11 protein-coding genes are annotated in these 17,315 nt (G+C 58.2%); 6 read left to right on the top strand and 5 right to left on the bottom strand.

What is annotated here, in order from left to right; all coding sequences use genetic code 11:
• The first annotated feature begins 39 nt into the window (after nt 1-39).
• The 6 genes from ING15_RS14990 to ING15_RS14965 are packed head-to-tail and all read left to right on the top strand — an operon-like array spanning nt 40 to nt 11,164.
• Nucleotides 40-936 carry a WYL domain-containing protein gene (locus tag ING15_RS14990; protein ID WP_206455648.1) on the top strand — a complete coding sequence of 299 codons (897 nt, stop codon included), beginning with the start codon at nt 40-42 and terminating at the stop codon, nt 934-936.
• Nucleotides 923-3,670: a DUF499 domain-containing protein gene (locus ING15_RS14985; RefSeq protein ID WP_206455647.1), complete on the top strand. Its 2,748-nt coding sequence runs from the start codon at nt 923-925 to the stop codon at nt 3,668-3,670. The genes ING15_RS14990 and ING15_RS14985 overlap by 14 nt, the downstream gene beginning before the upstream one ends.
• A complete protein-coding gene (locus ING15_RS14980) occupies nt 3,670-4,659 on the top strand; it encodes a hypothetical protein (protein WP_206455646.1) in 990 nt (329 codons plus the stop codon). Before ING15_RS14985 ends, ING15_RS14980 begins: the two co-directional genes overlap by 1 nt.
• Before the next feature lie 12 nt (nt 4,660-4,671).
• Entirely contained in the window at nt 4,672-7,887 is a 3,216-nt protein-coding gene (locus ING15_RS14975) for a DUF1156 domain-containing protein (RefSeq protein ID WP_206455645.1), read from the top strand.
• 2 nt (nt 7,888-7,889) lie between these two features.
• Complete coding sequence (locus ING15_RS14970) at nt 7,890-8,390, top strand: hypothetical protein (RefSeq protein WP_203192681.1); 501 nt, start codon at nt 7,890-7,892, stop codon at nt 8,388-8,390.
• A gap of 11 nt (nt 8,391-8,401) precedes the next feature.
• Nucleotides 8,402-11,164, top strand: a complete 2,763-nt coding sequence (locus tag ING15_RS14965) for a DEAD/DEAH box helicase (RefSeq protein WP_206455644.1) — start codon at nt 8,402-8,404, stop codon at nt 11,162-11,164.
• Between the two features lie 89 nt (nt 11,165-11,253).
• Here the strand turns inward: ING15_RS14965 and ING15_RS14960 are convergent, their stop codons facing one another.
• Genes ING15_RS14960 through ING15_RS14940 form a run of 5 tightly spaced genes read right to left on the bottom strand, consistent with a single transcriptional unit; the run spans nt 11,254 to nt 16,887 of the window.
• Nucleotides 11,254-13,062 (bottom strand): UvrD-helicase domain-containing protein, encoded by a 1,809-nt coding sequence (locus tag ING15_RS14960; protein WP_206455643.1) that lies wholly within the window; start codon nt 13,060-13,062, stop codon nt 11,254-11,256.
• A gap of 2 nt (nt 13,063-13,064) precedes the next feature.
• On the bottom strand, nt 13,065-15,200 hold the full coding sequence (locus ING15_RS14955) for an ATP-dependent nuclease (RefSeq protein ID WP_206455642.1): 2,136 nt from the start codon (nt 15,198-15,200) through the stop codon (nt 13,065-13,067).
• A 33-nt stretch (nt 15,201-15,233) separates the two neighbouring features.
• On the bottom strand, nt 15,234-16,157 hold the full coding sequence (locus ING15_RS14950) for a 3'-5' exonuclease (RefSeq protein WP_206455641.1): 924 nt from the start codon (nt 16,155-16,157) through the stop codon (nt 15,234-15,236).
• Nucleotides 16,154-16,588 (bottom strand): PIN domain-containing protein, encoded by a 435-nt coding sequence (locus ING15_RS14945; RefSeq protein ID WP_206455640.1) that lies wholly within the window; start codon nt 16,586-16,588, stop codon nt 16,154-16,156. Before ING15_RS14945 ends, ING15_RS14950 begins: the two co-directional genes overlap by 4 nt.
• Nucleotides 16,588-16,887 (bottom strand): hypothetical protein, encoded by a 300-nt coding sequence (locus ING15_RS14940; RefSeq protein ID WP_206455639.1) that lies wholly within the window; start codon nt 16,885-16,887, stop codon nt 16,588-16,590. The genes ING15_RS14945 and ING15_RS14940 overlap by 1 nt, the downstream gene beginning before the upstream one ends.
• Between the last annotated feature and the right edge of the window lie 428 nt (nt 16,888-17,315).

Genomic DNA, 17,315 nt, shown 5'->3' with positions numbered 1-17,315 from the left:
CAGATAGTTTCTATCTGTATCGTATCGGAGAAAAGCTTCATGATGCACGCCGGCGCGGGACTGAAATGGGGGGTGGAGCGGCGGCTCGAATTCATCGAGTTTCGGCTGTTTTGGGAAGGAGGCATCAACCGCGCCGATATCATCGAGATGTTCGATGTGTCCGTGCCGCAGGCGTCCAAAGACCTCACTCTCTATCAGGAGCGGGCGCCCCATAACGCGATCTACGACAAGAGCGCCAAGCGCTATATCGCGAGTGACGCCTTCACACCCTGTTTCCTAAAGCCTGACCCCGATGGGTATCTCAGCCAGCTTCGCTCCGTTGCTGACGGCATCCTCGATCCGTCCCAAGCGTGGCTTGGGCATTTTCCGTCGTTTGGTGTCGCCCCCAGCCCTGCGCGAGGAATCAGGGCAGAGGTCTTGCGATCGATGCTTTCGGCAGTTCGCCGATGCGAAGCCATAGAAATTCGATACCAGTCCCTGTCCAGCTCCGAACCGAGATGGCGTTGGATCACGCCGCATGCTCTGGGCTTTGACGGGTTTCGATGGCATGCTCGGGCATTTTGCGGTGTGGACCGAGTATTCAAGGATTTCCTTTTGTCTCGCGTCTTAGAGACGCGAGGCGCGAAACCGGGTGAGATTGAAGCGGGCGCAGACACTGATTGGGAGGACGAGGTTACGCTTGAAATTGGCCCGCACCCTGGTCTTTCCGACGCTCAGAAGAAAGTAATCGCGTTGGACTACGGCATGCGTGAGGGAAAAACGCGAGTGAAGGTTCGCAGGGCTCTTCTTTATTACACGCTGAAGCGCCTGGGGTTGGATGTCGACCCAAACTCACGTGCTCCACAAGATCAACAAATTATTCTCTTGGAACCGCAAGCTTCGTACAGCGGCGCCAACGCGAACGGGGCAACGGGGACGGCAAATGCTCGGGCTTAATCTCAGGCAAGAATTTAGAGGGCGGCGCCTCAAAGGGACGGCGATCGAACTCTCAAACGAGGCAAATACGGGCGCCACGCAGATCGCGGCCAAGGACTTCCTGGAAATCACCTATCCGACGCATGACTTGTTGAAGGGCATCGAAGCTGTCGGGCCGAATCAAGGTCGCCCGGTCGTCGTTATTGGTGAGCGTGGCCTTGGTAAGTCCCACTTGATGGCCGCGCTGTTTCACGCGGTCAACGATGCGGCTTCGACCGGTGCTTGGTTGAAAAATTGGTCGACCACGCTGGGCGATCCACACATCGGCGATATCCAACTGCGCGATGGGATGCTCGTCATCGGCGAGAGCCTGCATCGGCAGCGCTACAAGTTTCTTTGGGACCTTCTGTTCGAGCAGCATCCCCACGGTGCCTACATCAAGGGTAAGTGGGAAGGCATGGGTGCGGCGAAGACGGATATTCCATCTGATCAACTTATCCTGGAACTCCTTCGGCATAAGCCTGCCATGCTGCTGCTGGATGAATTTCAGACTTGGTACGATGGCCTCACGAACACCAAACAGTATCCCTGGAAGCACTGGGCGTTCAATTTCATCCAGATTCTGTCCGAGATCGCCAAGGAGCATCCTGAGCTCCTTGTTCTCGTCGTTTCAGTACGAAACGGCGAAACTGACGCGTATCAGCAGATACATCGCGTCAACCCTGTGCAGATCGATTTCAAGGCCGGCGGAAGCCCGGAGCGGATCCAGCACGATCGGCGACGGATGCTGTTGCACCGCCTCTTCGAAAACAGGCTCCAAATCACATCGTCGTCGATCGAGGCCACCCTTGCGCGGCATATCTCGGAATATTTCCGACTCTTGAGTACGCCGGCGGCGGAGCAGGATCGCAAGCAGCGGGACTTTATTGAGTCGTGGCCCTTTGCGCCGCATCTTCTTCAGTTGCTGGAAGATCAGGTCCTCGTCGCCACCGATGCTCAAGAGACCCGAGATCTGATCAGAATTCTGGCAAATCTCTTCAAGAGCCGTGGAGACCAGACGCCCGTGTTGACCGCGGCGGATTTCAGAATGGATGACGACGCCTCAGGCATTGGCGCGCTCCTGGATTCGGTCGCCAACCAGCAACATCGAACGCTTCGCGACAAGGCGTTGCGAAATCTGACCTCGGTCACTGAGGCGGTCTCCGATCACGCGTCGAAGGTTCCCCACTTGCAAGAAATCGTGGGCGCGTTGTGGCTTCGCTCGATCGCAGTTGGAAACCTCGCGGGCGCCGAACCAGCCGTTCTTCAGGCGGATATCACTCAGAGCAAGCCGATAGACGACAATGCCTTTCAGGTCGAGCTGGCCACGATCATCGAGAACAGCTTCAACATCCATCAAGATGGTGCGCGGCTTGTCTTCAAGGAGGAGGAGAACCCACAGGCCAAGGTCATGGCCTCGGCCCGGAACGACAAGCTCTTCACGGATGGGTCCGATCTCGCGCAATTGGCGAGGGAGACGCGCTATGTCATCGGCGGTTCCGAGGAGGTGGCGCGTACCTTCCGCGTCATTGCCCTGCCGCGCACCTGGCTGAACGATCCCTGGTCGGGCCTAGACGAAGCTGAGCAGCCGGAGCGATGGGATGAACGCCTGCCGATCCTCGTGTTGCCGGAGGAGCCGGACCGGTTGAGCGAACGCCTTGGGCGGTGGTTGAAAGATCATCTCCAGAAGCGCCGCAACACCGTTCGTTTCCTGCTGCCGCGCGCCGGGACGACGAACGCGTTTTATGACCGTGACCTGTTGATCCTCGCGCGCGCCGAGATGAAGGCGCAGGAATGGGGTGTCCAGAACCCAGAATATCGGAAGCTCCAAACGAAGTATCAAAATGAGCTTCGAGATATTCTGAAGAAACGGTTCGACCGCTTCGCCGTGTTGCATCGCTGGAACTTTACAGAACCCACGAAGTGCGAGTTCCACGTTGAGACGTTGCGCGAGCAAGGCGCCAAGATACCAGACGCCATTGAGCAGGCGCTAATCAATGACGTCTTTGTGCCCGAAGATTTTGAAGCGCTTGTGCTGGAGGCGGCGGGCGACAACGCCCCCGTCGGCAAACTGTTACGAGAGCTCCAGGAGCCGCGGCCGGCAGGCCAGGACTGTATTCCCTGGCTCGGAGAGATCGCGATGAAGGAACGCCTCGTGCGCATGTGCGCGCGCGGCAAGGTGGCAATCAATCTCCGCGGAATGGAGTATCTTCAAGCCCAAGCCGGCGAGGATGAGGACGCGGCGTGGAAGCGGCTGCGACCCAAGCTGGCCTATACCGGACGGCAGCTCGATGAGATTTTCCTGCTTCCTCCCTCGGCCGTGCCGTCTTCCGGCGGATCAGCGCCGCCAGTGGTGGCGCCAGGCGACCTACCTGCAGGCGGTCTGTTCGGTGGTGGCGCAACGCCCACACCGACCGCAAACCCTGGAGAGGCGCTCCCGTATCCTCCTTCAGGACCGGGATCGGAGCAGCAGGCACCTGGGGGTGGCATTTTTGGTGGAACGTCGCCCGGCTCGCGGACGACCTTGTCCAACCCGGCGACTTCACCTCTCAACCTGATCGGCAAGCTTGAGGGTTGGGGAATCGGCCCTGCTACGCCGGTTCGGGAAGTGACGTTGAAGGTCACGGCCGCGACCGGCGCGCAGTTGAAGGAGTTGCTGAAAAAACTGCCCGACGGCATGACCTTCGAGCTCTCCCTGGACAAGGAGAGCAACTGATGGCGCTCGACCCGGATCAGTTTCGCGCACTCACGACCGCAGCGCCTGCCGATGCTTGGCGTGCAATCATCGACGACATCCTTTCGGTCTGCGTTCAGCCCTTGTCCGCGCCCAACGCCTCGGGGGAGGTCACGAGACGGGACCGTGCCATTGGCACGCTTGACCATTTCCTCGCCGCGGCGGCGTGGGACTTATGGGAACAGTTCGACGAGACTGTCGACCGGAACGCTGATCGGCTCGTTGACTGGTGGTCATCACCCTACAGCGCCAAGGCCATCCTTATCCTCGATGGGCTAAGTCTGCGTGAACTGCCTTGGCTGGTTGAGGGCGCAAAGGCCCGTGGCTTTGCTGTTCACAGGACGACCGCGCATGGGGCGGAGGTGCCGAGCGAGACAAATGCCTTCGCCCGTGCCCTTGGATTCAACAGCCGAAGCCAGCTTCAGAATAACGGCGGTGGCATGGCGCATCGCTTCGCACCAGCAAGAACCGAATGCGTCGATCTGCCGTGGAAGGATTGCGCCGATCTCATTGATGCGTCCCCTAATTGGATCTTCTGGCATCAATGGCCAGACAGCAAATTGCACGATGGTTCAGGTGCCGGTCAGGGGCTCGACACTCTTACTCGTGACATTGCGGCGCAACTGGCCAGCGATGATTTTTGGGAATTTGTCGAGCGTCTCGCAAAGGGCAGGCGGCTGGTGATCACGTCAGACCACGGCTACGCCGCGACCGGCTTGTTCTTCGATGCTCCAGACGAACAGGCCGCCTTCCTCAAGGGCATCCTCAAGAGCGGCCGCCTCGTGGCCGGCGAGCACGATCCCGGACCGTTTGTGCCTCCGGTGGCTCTGCAAGCGAACAGTCCGCATGGCAAGCATCTGCTTGCCGTCGGTCGATGGAAATGGCGCAGCCAGGGTGGATACCCGACGCTGGCGCATGGTGGGCTCTCTCTGCTTGAGATGCTGTCACCATTCATAGAAATGACGAAGTAGGGAACGCCGCGTATGGCCACGAAGAAAGAATTTATTGCTCAGGAAGTGGCTCGCGCAGTTGGTGCTGGCAAGACGGTTGCGTTGGAGACAGTTGATTTCGGCGATCCGAATCGCCCGAAGACCTGTCTTGAGGTTGATTTCCCGATCTTGCCCGTAAACCAGGTGGCCGTCATCGAAGGCAATGCGGGCAAGCCGATCTATCAGATGTCGAAATGGTGGGCGCGTCGGCGATCGAGTGTGTTCAGGTCGATGCTCATTGCTGCAGCGACAAAGGCTCCGGAGGATCCAGCGCTAGCCGCAAAGCTCGTCTGGGACAACTACTATGCCAATCATCAGAAGAAGGGCGCCTTCAAGCACCTGAAGGTCGCGGACATCTTCATGGGCGGCGGCACGACCCTTGTCGAGGGCTCGCGGCTCGGCATGCAGATGTCCGGCAACGACCTCAATCCGGTTGCATGGTTCGTGGTGAAGCAGGAGTTGGCCGACGTCGATCTCGATCAGGTGAAGCGGCTGCTCGCTGATGTTGAGGCCGAGGTGAAGCCTCAGATCATTCCCTTCTATTACTGCGACGGACCCAATGGGGAGAAAGGTATCTGGACGCATAAGCCCACTGGTAACGTGATGGGTCCGGAGTTCGATCCGCTCTCCCTCCGCCCGGGGGAGCGAACGGACTATGGCTACGAAGGGCCGGAGATCATCTATACGTTCTGGGCCAAGCACGGCCCCTGCCAGGTGACAGGCTGTGGTCACCGCACGCCGATCATGACCAGCCCAGTCATGGCGGTGAAGACGCTCACGGTGAAGCATTGGGAGCATACTTGTGCCGCCTGCGACACAGAGTTTGACGTTGAGGACGCCGAGGCGCGGATGGCGCCGGATGTTCCGCTCTACGTCGCGCCGGATGAGAAGCCGCACTCGGTCTTCGATTCGAAAGGGCGCGTAGTTTGCCCTGGTTGCGGTCACGCCGTCATGGTGAAGCTCGGCAAAGGCAAGAACAAGAAGATCGAGTTATCTCTGTTGGTCCATCCGGAGTGGCTCGCTGGCAGTCCGAGGAACGATGCCACCGGACGATCCTTTGGTGGTTCCGCGCAGGATGATGCTGAGTCGACGACGAGATGGAATTGGGAGCGTGCCGGTAAGATAAGGCTCTTGGAGGTTCGGGGCTCTCTTCCGGAATCTGTAACGTGCCCCGAAACTAAGGTCACGTTCAGTAGCGGGAAAGACGGAGGCACGGTTCCAAAGAAATCGAGCTACACATGCGCCTCGTGCGGAACAACGCAGGATGTCTTGCAGACCGTCAGGCAGACCGGAAAAACAGGGCCGCTCGCAGCATACAGCGCTCACGGGGTCTCAGCCAAACGCAAGAGCGATGGAATGCCCTATGGCGGGCGTTTCTTCTCCCCGTTCAATGAACGCTTTGCCCAGCAGTACAGCTCTGCTGCAGAGGAATGGGGTCAGAGAAAAGACGGTGACTTGGCCAATTATTGGCCCAAAAGTGAGGTCCCGTTTGGATTTATGACTCACATGAACAATGGCGGAATACCAAATCACGGTTTTTCGCATTGGTGGACTATGTTTAATCCGCGGCAGATGCTTGTACACACGCAATTATTGAAATCAATTATGGAGGTCGGTAGCTATCAATGGAACGTTCGCGAATATGTTCTCGGGGCATTTCAGCAATATCTCCGCAATCAAAGCTTGTTTACGCTCTGGAACGTCCAGGGAGATAAGTTGGAGCCACAATTTGCCAACAATAACTACCATCCAAAATCGACCGTCGTAGAGAATTGCGTCTTCTCTAACCTTGGTCGCGGCAATTGGGCATCCAGTGTAGAAGGAATAATTGAGGGGCGCGAGTGGGCAACCCGCCCGTGGGAAGCTGTCAGCGTCGATACGCTGAAGAGAATAGACCCTGCCCTGGCATCCGACGTAAGTGGCCAAAGCGAGAGGGTGTTTCCTGGCGATCCCGTGAACGGAGCCGAGATTTACCAATGTTCATCGACCGAGCTCAATCAGTACGGGGATTCGACTATTGATCTTGTGATCACCGATCCCCCCTTTGGGGGGCTCCTCCATTATTCTGAGTTGGCAGATTTCTTTCACGTTTGGATGCGCTTGCCGCTCAAGGACAAGTACCCAGAGATTTTCGGTCCCGAGTATACGCCGAAGTCTATGGAGGCAGTATCCAATAGGGCGCGCGAGCCTGAGGATCCCGATGGCTTCTATCAGCGCATTCTCACCGCCTGTTGGAAGGAAGCTCATAGAGTGCTGAAACCGGGCGGGATGTTGGCATTCACCTTCCACCACAGCGAAGACGCGCCATGGGTATCTGTCCTCGAGTCACTGTTCGACGCGGGCTTCTTTCTTGAAGCGACGTACCCGATCAGGTCAGACGAAACAAAGGGCGAAGGCAGCAAGCCGGGAACGTTTGGTTCCCAGCAGATCGAATACGACATCGTGCATGTTTGCCGGAAGCGGACCGAAGAGCCGAAGCCTGTCAGCTGGGGGCGTATGCGGCGTGAGGTTCTGGCCGACGTCCGTCAGCTCCAGGGACTGTTGGAAAATCATGCAAAGGCGGGCCTCCCTGCGGCGGACCTTCAGGTCATTCGCCGCGGCAAGGCGTTGGAATATTTCTCTCGCCACTATGGGAAGGTCTTCGTAGACGAAGGTCGGGCGATCTCGGTGAAGGACGCTCTGGTCGGCATCAATCAACTCATCGACGAGGATACGAATAAGACTACCGAGCCGCCGCCTGTTACCGCCGAACCCATTACTCGGCAGTTCCTGCGTATATTCAACGGTCAGACCGAACTCGCGCGCGACCAGATGCAAAAGCTATTGCGTGGCTCTGGCATCGCGCCGGACGAGTTCACCAATCGGGGTTGGGCGAGCGAAGAGAAGAAGGTCTTCCATCTCGCCGATCCTCTCGCCTTCGCCCGGGACTGGCAGGGAAGGCATCGTCGGCGCCTCACGGCCGATCTCGATCAGGCGCTCGTGCTGATCGGTGCTTGCTATGATGGCAGTGGCATCAACGCTTCGGACACATTGAAGAACGACAATTTCAAGCCGCATCCCGCCCTGAAGAGTCTCCTTGAATGGCTCAGCAGGCACGGCGCGACCCAGCCGAAGCGGAACGCGTCGTCGCGAGCGTTGACGATCTACAACAATTGGGCTTCCAGCCACAAAGACGCGGTCGCGCAGATGTCGCTGTTTCAGGAGGATTGAGCATGAAGCAATTGCTCGACAGCGTCTGGCAGCGCCGGGGAGTGAGTTGGATCTGGGACGACGAGGCGCTCGCGATCGCCACGCAGCCCTCCGAAGTCCTCAGCTTGCGTGAACTCCTCCGTGCGGCAAAAGACTGGCCCGATGATCTGCCGAGCAACGGCGGAAATACATTGGTGGTTGCGGGGCTGGACGCATGCCTTGACCTGCTGACGCCGGTCGACGCCGATGGCTGGCTCGGGAATGAGCTCAAGTCTACCATCTTGTCTTTCCAAGACGCCTATTCGGGTGAAGCTGCACTGATCTTCTGGCTGCCAGTCGGGCAGAGACGCTTTCATACCGACATGGCGACGGATTCTGTCCGGTGGCGTTGCTCGGCCCCTCACGCCGACCAACAGATCGAGTTTGGGCGTCTCCTATGGGGCGAGGCTCGGGAATACCCGCAGGAAATCATCCTCTCTGAGGGAGGCAAGCCAGTCGGCTTGTTTCACCTGCGGATCACCTGAGGGCCGGTTTGATGGATGGTGTAAGTTTCAGTCCGGGCGACCGGATAACCCACCCTGATTTTGGCGCAGGGGTTGTGCTCGACGCCCCGCGCGAGGGCTATCTTCGGGCGTTTTTCAGCAGCGGTGAACGGCGTGTTCCTCTGGAAAGCGTCCAACGCGAAGTATCCCGTACAGAGCGGATTCTGCGAGCAGTTGAAGGCACGCCGGAGCGGGCGCGGGCGGTCTGGCTTTCCTATGAAGCTCATGCGCTGCCGGTCATGGAAAGCGCGTCGGCTCTGACGTCGGCGCGGATCGATCTTCTTCCGCACCAGGTGGTTCTGACGCACAGGATCGCCACGGCGTCTCCCCGCCGCTTCCTGATCGCCGACGAAGTCGGCCTGGGCAAGACCATTGAAACCGCTCTGATCTTGCGGGAGCTCGCCAGCCGCGGCGAACTGGACCGTGCATTGATGGTGGTTCCCGCAGGCCTGGTGAACAATTGGCACCGGGAGCTGAACGAAGTCTTCAACCTCGATTTCGAGGTGTTCGGCTCGGAAGGCGATATCACCGATCGGAAGACCAACGCTTTCGCCAAGCATGATCGACTGATCGCCAGCATCGATACGTTAAAGCGACCGGCGCGTATCAAGCGACTGCTAGAAGCGCCACGCTGGGATCTGGTGGTTTTCGATGAGGCGCACCACTTGACCGCGTACCGAACGGGAGGAAAGGTTCGGAAGACGGAGAACTACAAGCTCGGCGAGGCGCTGAAGAGTCATGCGCGTGATCTCCTCCTGCTTTCTGCGACTCCGCACCAAGGCAATCATTTCCAGTTTTGGATGCTTATTCAACTTCTCAATCCGACCCTCTTCGGCAGTCCCGAAGAGATGATCGAAAACCGTCATCGACTGAACACTGTCATGTTCCGTCGAACCAAGGCCGATGCCTGCCGGCCGGATGGCGATCCCCTTTTTGCACGTCGGTGGGTGCATACAGAATCGTTCCTCATGGGGGACCAGGAGCGGCGGTTTTATGAGAAGCTGCGTGAGTACCTCGAGGACGGCTTCGACCTCGCGAAGCGACAGGGCAACCAAGGTCGCGCCCTCGGCTTCCTGATGGCCATCTTCCAGAAGATCGCAGCATCAAGCTTCGCCGCTGTGCGCCGGACGTTAAAGCGCCGGATGCTGATGCTAACGTTGCACGAGGCCCTTATCCGTGATCGCGACCTCGACATCGAGGGCCGTGAACGCCTTTACGACGAGGCCCGCGAGCTGATCCACATTGAATGGTGCCTCGGACGCGATCCCGTTGGCCGGACTGAAGTTGACCGGGTGATGGCCGACCTCAAGTATCGACTTGCAAAGAAGCTGGACGAGGAGGCGCTTGAATTGGCCTCCGACCCCTATGGCAGCGAGTTCGCCTCGTCGCATATGGAGGACGCCGCGTCGGCCGCAGTCGATATCCATCTACCCGAGGAACGGCTTCGCATTGCCGATCTGCTATCGGTATTTCCTGAGCAGCGGGAGACCAAGGTCCAAAAACTGCTCGATGGATTGGGCACGCTGTGGCGTCAGAACTCCAACGAGAAGATCGTAATTTTCGCCACCTACCTCGGCACGGTTGACCTGCTCGCCCGCGAGATTGAACAGGTTTATCCAGGTCAGGGGGTCGTCATCCTACGTGGCGGAGACCACGGTGCAAAGGTTGCCGCTGAACGGCGCTTTCGACTCAAGGACGGGCCGCGGATCCTAGTCTGTACGGCAGCCGGTCGCGAAGGCATCAATCTTCAGTTCGCGCGCGTTCTCTTCAATTTCGACTTGCCCTGGAATCCGATGGATATGGAGCAGCGGATCGGCCGCATCCATCGGTATGGCCAGGCTCACACCGCACAGGTCTACAATCTGGTGCTATCTGACACGATCGAGGGACGCATCTTTCTTCTCTTGGATGACAAGCTCACCGAGATCGCACGAACGCTCGGCAAGGTGGACGATCAGGGGAATATCGCGGAGGATCTTCGTTCTCAGATATTAGGTCAACTTTCCGAGCGATTGAACTACGACCGACTGTATCAGGAAGCACTTTCTGACCCTGAACTGAAGAGAACGGCCGTTGAGCTTGAAGCGGCGCTTTCCAATGCGAGGGAGGCTCGCGAAGTCGTTTTCGATCTATTCCAGGATCTCGATGGCTTTAGCCTCGACGACTACAAGCCGTTTTCAGATGTCTCGTCGGGAATGGACCGCCTGGTCCAATTCCTAGCGGCGGCTCTGGCAGATAGAAATTGGAAGCTCAACAAGGTCGACGACTTGACCTACGACTTGATCGCCACGAACGGGGCACGAAAGAAGCGGTTCACACTCGACCGCAACATGGCCACATCAAATGACAACGTCGACCTAATGGGGCTCGATCATCCCCTTGTGCAGGAGGAGTTGGGACGGTGGCGCAGTCTGCCACCAGAGCAACTCGGCGTTTCGCTTGGAGGAAGCGAGATTGGAACAACGCTTCTCTCGTTTTGGCTTGTTGAGGCATCAGCCGGCACCGGGGAGAAGCGTGTTTCCGTTCAGCCGATCGCGGTTAATACGGACGGAACGCGAGTTCCAAGTGTGGAGCGTCAGGCCGGCCAATTTCTCCACGCGGTGGAAACGAGTCCAACCCTATCGCCTGATGAGCGCCTCTCGCTCTTCGCAAGTGCCGTTGAGCCCACCTTGCAGCGGGAGCTCAAGCACAAGGGAGCTGCAAATGGGGATGGGAGTTTTTCGGCCGAGCTGATCGGATATGTGGAGATCGCCTAAAGGCCTAAGCGCCAATCCGCTGTTAAGGCCCGGGCCAAGTCGAAGAATGGAAAGGCCGCGCTGCTTTAGGTAGTCTATGTTGAGCATGATCAGCCGCCCGGCCTCGGCGGGATGTCATCATAGGCGAATGGGCATGCCGCAAGAATCTGCGTCGGCTCGTAGGGCTGACCCCGCCCATCCACACGGCCGCTCTCCGAGACCAGATGGAGGTTTTTGCGCGCACGCGAGCAGACGACGTACAGCAGGCGCTTGGCGGCTTCTAGCTGATGGTCATCGGCGAAATGCGGCACCATGCCTTCAAGAAGAGCATATGCGATTACGGAGTCGTATTCGGCACCCTTCACGCCGTGAATGGTCGAGACTGTAATACCGCTGCGCGTTGCGAAGACCTTTCGGAAGGTTGTGATTTCGGCGAACGCGACGCCGCCCTCCCGGACGAGCCGATCGATCCTCGTCGCCGAGCTTTCGAAAAAGGCGGCGTGGTGTTCGACCAGCGTCGGTACGGCGCGGAAATCTATCTCGAGTTGTGCGAACAGGAGATCGAAGACCTCTCGCAAATAGGTAAGCCCGTCATTTTGCTCGCTGTGGATCGAGTTGCATTCTCTAAGGAGCGATTTGCGGGAAAAATGGGCGGTATCGATGCCCGCCTGATCGAAAGCAGCGAGTACCTCGCCAGCCCAACGTAGCCGTCGAACATAAAGTTGGGGGCTCGGTTCCGTCAGCAGGATCCGAGCGAGCTTGTACCAAAAGTTTTCAATGTCCCGCGCGAACGGCGCGATCCCCGGGCCGTCAAAGCTGTACTCAGGAAGAGCGGTGACTAGCCGCCGCGTCATGCTGGCAAGATGAATCCACCACGGGGCAACGACACACACCTCGTTGGGCTTGATCCCGACGGTCTCAATGTTGAACCGGATCAGTCGGACCAGTTCTGCCTCAAGCTGCGTGTTCGAAGTGAGGCGGTCGAAGGAAACAAGACTGACATAATCCTTGTCGCGGCCTTCCGCGACGATCGGGGCCGGGTGAACGTGGTAGTTGACGAAGTAGCTCACGATACGCTGCGAGGAGCGGTAGTTCGTCACCAACCCCTTTTCGGTCAGCTCCAAGCCGCAAAGGTCGGCCAAATTCGTCCGCGAAATGGCGTAGCCGCCGAGCGACCCATAGATGGCCTGGTTGGGATCGCCGACGAGGAAAGTATTGGCACGGCCCCCGGCGCTCTTCAGGATCGCACCCAGGATCGCGTACTGGATTTCCTTGGTGTCCTGAAACTCGTCGACTAGCACAAAGGCGAATAGCGATCCGAGGAGCGTCTTGATCGACGGAACCGTCGAGATGAGTTCGTATGCATAGTAAAGGATAAGCTCGAAGTCGACCTGACGGTTGGCACGCAAATGCGCCCAGTATTTCTGAAGGAGCCCGCTGATCGCCGCATGGCGCCTGCGATCCGTCGCTTCTAGCTGCAGACCCTCGGAGGTGAAGTAGTAGTTGCATTCGAAGGGACGCAGCCTTTCCGGCGTCCCTCTGCAAAGCTCCGTGAACATCTGCTCGGTGTCGTGGCTGTCGATCACTCGAAAACCATGCTTTAGATCTGGGTGATAAAGAGCGTAAGGCCGTAGTATCCATTCCAAGCAAAAGGCATGGATGGTCCCAATCCAAAGTTGGGACGTGTCAACGCCCAGTCGCTCTATGCGCTCATGAATCTCGTCGGCGGCGCGATTGGTATAGGTGATCGCGACCACCCAAGCCTTGTCAGTGGTCAGTCGCGACAGTTCCAACGCTATTTTGTAGGTCAGCGCGCGGGTCTTGCCGCTCCCCGGGCAGGCGACCAGGAACACGCTGCCGGGCTCCGTGATGGCGGCGACCTGCTCAGGGTTCAAATCGTCCTTCGGCCAGACGAACATGGTTACACGTGCGCCAGAATTGCATTGATCTGGTCGGCCGGAAAGGAGGCAAGCATCGCGTCTCGGATACCCGCGCGATCGACCTGACCGGTGCGGAAGGCGTGGATCTGGCCCTGCATTTGCGCGATGGCATCGGTCCCGTAGAGGCCCGTCTTCCGGATGTGGGCCAGGCGATAGTCTAGCATGTTGGCGAGGACGGGGGTGCTGACTGGTCGGTGCGCCGTGAAGATCGCTCCGGCGAGGTAGTCAGGGATATGAGATTCAGGGTCGACGAGCTTGGCGACCTGGATAGCGAACCATCCCTTACCAGCTCCTGCCGCCATCGTCAGAGCGCGTGTCCCGTACCGCTCCACATCGTTGGATTCTAACTCCTCCTTCGCCAACGCGATCGTCGCGACTTCGGTATAGATCTCCTCCACCACGCCGACGACCTTGGAAGCGTTGCCGGCCGCGACGAAGTCGACCTCGAACGTATGCGGGGCGAAGTGAACCGAGACCCAGGGATTGTCGTGTGCGAATTCCTGCAGATCGGCTTGCCGGCGAAGACCGGCAGCGCGCGCACCACGTGCCTTCTCCTTCGCTTTGGAGATAGCCGGCGTGTCGAGCGGATCAGGCGCTGCATCAAAAAACGTTGCGTCCAGGTCAGTGACGATTGCGCACCGCTTACGAATCCGAGAATCGTGGAATAGCACGGCGACATTCTTAAAGCCGGTGCTTCGAATATTAATCAGGCTGATGCCAAGCTCATCGAGACTGACACCTAGGACTTGCTTGACCAAAACGGGGACCAGGATCTCCTCGGCGTCGCCCTCGACAAGCACGACGCTTTTGGCGAAGAGGAGATTGCTTCGGACAGCGTCCAGATAACGTTGGATCGAGCGCACTTGCCCTGCTTGCAATCCGGTCGCGGGTTGGAAGACCTCGCAAGCGCCTCCCACGCGACCTAGAATGTTGACGTTTTCGACGTTGCTGACCTCGGAGATGTGGGTGGAATGCGTCGAGTAGATGATCTGTGTTTCCGGAAAATTCAGCCGGTCAAAGAGCGTCTTTTGGATATGGGTGTGGATGTGAGCTTCAGGCTCCTCAATGAGCAGAAAGTTCGCGAATGCGTGCTTGGCAGTCTGATACTTGAACTCCAACAACTTCAGCGTCAGGTAGATCAGATTTGCGCCGCCCAGGCTGAGTTCATGGATCGCGCCTTCGTAGCCGTCGTCGGATTCACCAACGAACAGTCGCAGGGACTGAAACAGCCTATCCGCGTCTTCGGGCAGCGCTGATCGGATCGAGAGCGTCGATGGGGAGTACGTATCTCCTGCTGCATCGGTGATCGTCTCGCGGATATCGCTGCGAATGCTCTCGACCTCGGGTAGGTCGATGATCGCCGTGTTAAGGTTCTGCACAAGCGCCGTGATCGGCGCCATTGCCTCCGTTGCGATTTCACCGCTTTTTCCACGCAGCAGCGTCAGGAGGGGATTGGTCCGATTGTTCTGAAAGTCTGAAACGACGTCCCGCAGGGCTTGGACAAAGGTGAAAGAAACTTCCTTGGTGATCGACATGATTCCAGGGATGCGGCCTCCGATTTCCGGCGGTTCAAGCTCGTCGGGAAACCGCACGTCTGCAAAGTTGCCGACCAGGGCCTCGTATACTACCGGGTCGGTGAAGTCGGCCGTGCTCTTGCCTGTGAACACTGTCTCGTAGTCGTCGAGAGTGATCGCGTGGAGGATTTCGGCTAGTCCGCCTTGATCACCGTCCTGTAGTTCGCCGAGCTTGGCGCGTACCGCGGCCTTGGGACGAAAGATTAAATTGTAGGTGGCGGTGCCAATGGCACCTCCTTCAATGTTGCCAACGCCGTGAAGGAAAAGCGATTGAATTGCCTCGTCTTGCGAGACGTTCTGAAACTCCAAACTGATGATGATCCAATGGCCGCGCCATGAACCGAGCCCGCGGTAAAAGTCTGTTTCATCCAGCCGGTATGCCATCCGCAGAAGATTATCGTCGAGCAGCAAACGCATCGCGCGGAAAAGGTTGGTCTTCCCGGATCCGTTCTCCCCAATAATCGTGTTGATACCGCGGTTGAATCGGATGTCGGCCCGCGAAAAGTTGCGGTAGTTGACTATCTGGACCTTTGAAATGTGCATTGTTGCCCCGCCCCCCGCGGTCGCCTACGGCGTCTAGTCGCGCCTGTCAGTAAATCGGTTGTAGGCTGTTAGCCGGTGAACGCGGAGATTAACCTCTCGCTGATAAATTTCGGCCTTCAGGAAGGCCTGTTCAGGTTCGAGCTTGTCGTCTTCAAGCTCGATGTACCAGGCTCGCGGGCTAGAATTCCCATCGGCATTCCAGCGATAACCGCGCGCCTTCAGCACTTCCTTCATATTGAACGGTGAGTTCTCGGCCCATACTCGCCAACTCGGACGACGAGCGCGTTCCAGCAGTTGGGCCATAGCCGGAGCACCGGAACTGGGCAGTGGGGCAGCGAGGAGTTCGATCGCCGCCATGCAATCGTTCGTTGCGCGATGGCGGTCGTAAAAGAACCCTGCCGCTCCCGCGAGGTAGGCTAGCTTGGTTCCTTCATAGCCCTCAGCGGCCCAATCAATCTGGGTCATCGAGCAGGCCCAGGGTAACGCCAAGAAAGTGTCGCTAAGCCTTTCCAGGAATCGGCGGTCAAACCCCGCATTGTGTGCAACGACCAGGGCAGAGTCTGTTGCGAATGCGGCGACCTCGGCGGAGTCGATCGACTTACCCGCCAGCATTCCATTGGCGATCCCGGTGAGGGCCGTGATCTCCGCTGGGACGGGGATAGCCGGCTCTCGAAACCCGTGGAAGGGCGGTTGGATCTCGAAGATTCGTCCGTCGAGCCCATAAGTGAACGGCACCATCGCAAGTTCGATGATCTCGTCGCGCGCGGCATCAAGACCGGTGGTCTCGACGTCGACAAATAGGCCTCTTCGGGTCGGCGACCCATCGGGCGGCAGAATCGTTTCTCGAGGTCTTAGCTTTCGCAGAACCTTGTATTGCCCACTCGCCTCAAGGGCGACCGCCATCGCGTGGAGTTCGGCCGGCGTTCGGTTTGGCTGCAAGTCGTCTATCGATGTCATGACGCACTTGATGGTCGCAAGGGGTTGATCGTTTTGATGTCTTCGAAATCCGTGTCATTGCCAGTGACGACCACGCAGTCGTTCGCTTCCGCGATCGCAGCGATAATTGTGTGGAGCGCGCTTCTGGCTCGGCCCTTTGTCTTCCCGTCCGCCATCAGATGGGCCCAGATGATTCCGGCCTTTTCGTCGAACGGCAAGATACGGCCTGAGAACAGGGCCTGTGGTCCCTCCGGCCCACAGAACCATGCGTCAAGCTGATCGCGTCGCTTATCGACCGACATCTCAAGGACCATTCTGCGGATTTCCGCGACCGTCAGCGAGGTAATGAAGAGGTCCTCGTCCTCCTGTTCGCTCATCCAGGCGAGCAGGGGCTCCGAGGGGGCCCGCTTCGCTATGTTGCTAATGATGTTGGTATCGAGCAGGTAGCGCATCAAATCTGAACGTTACGTCCCTCCTCGCGGAGGCGGGACAGATCGAGATCCACGCCCACCAGGGGGGAGCGTCGGAGCGCAGCTAGGATACCACCCTTCTTCGGGGGCTCACCGGCGATGGTCTGACTGACCACTGCGCGGAGGCGCGAGGCGTCCGCGCTGTCTTCTGCCAGGCGGCGCGCCAATGATCGGATGAGATCGCGGTCCGCCTCGCGACCAAGCACCTCGAAGCGCGCCAGACCCCGCTCGCTAAGACGAGATCGATAATTCTGGATGGCGCGTTTTTGCGAGCTGCCCACGGTAACCTCCTACTTATTTCCAGTAATATAGCCAGAAGGTGGTGTCTTGGCAAGGTTTGGGTAGGCCGCGCGCAGCTCGCCTGTGGCCGGATGGCATCCGCCCGCGATGCGTGATATGGATTGAGTGACGGTACTTTTTGACGCGAGTCGAGTACGCCGCCGGACGGCGCGAGATGCAAAAATCGTCCAACTGGTCCCGATAGTTGGCGAAACCTCAAAAATATTTTTTCGGCGATTTCCCTTTTAAAATCAAAAGCGTAACTTTTTGACGGCCTCACCGTCGGAATCTTCTCGCCGAAAGAATAAATTCGCCAGTGATTTCAAATGGTTATATGCTATTTAAACAATCGAGTGGGAATGATTCAAACCCATCCGGACGTACCCGAAACCACATCGCGGCACGACGCAAGTCACTAAAAACAAAATAG

Origin of the sequence: Aurantimonas marina, assembly GCF_017183135.1 — a bacterium.
GTDB lineage: Bacteria > Pseudomonadota > Alphaproteobacteria > Rhizobiales > Rhizobiaceae > Aurantimonas > Aurantimonas marina.
Note: the sequence above shows the minus strand (reverse complement) of the source record. Positions and strands in the feature narration are given on the sequence as shown.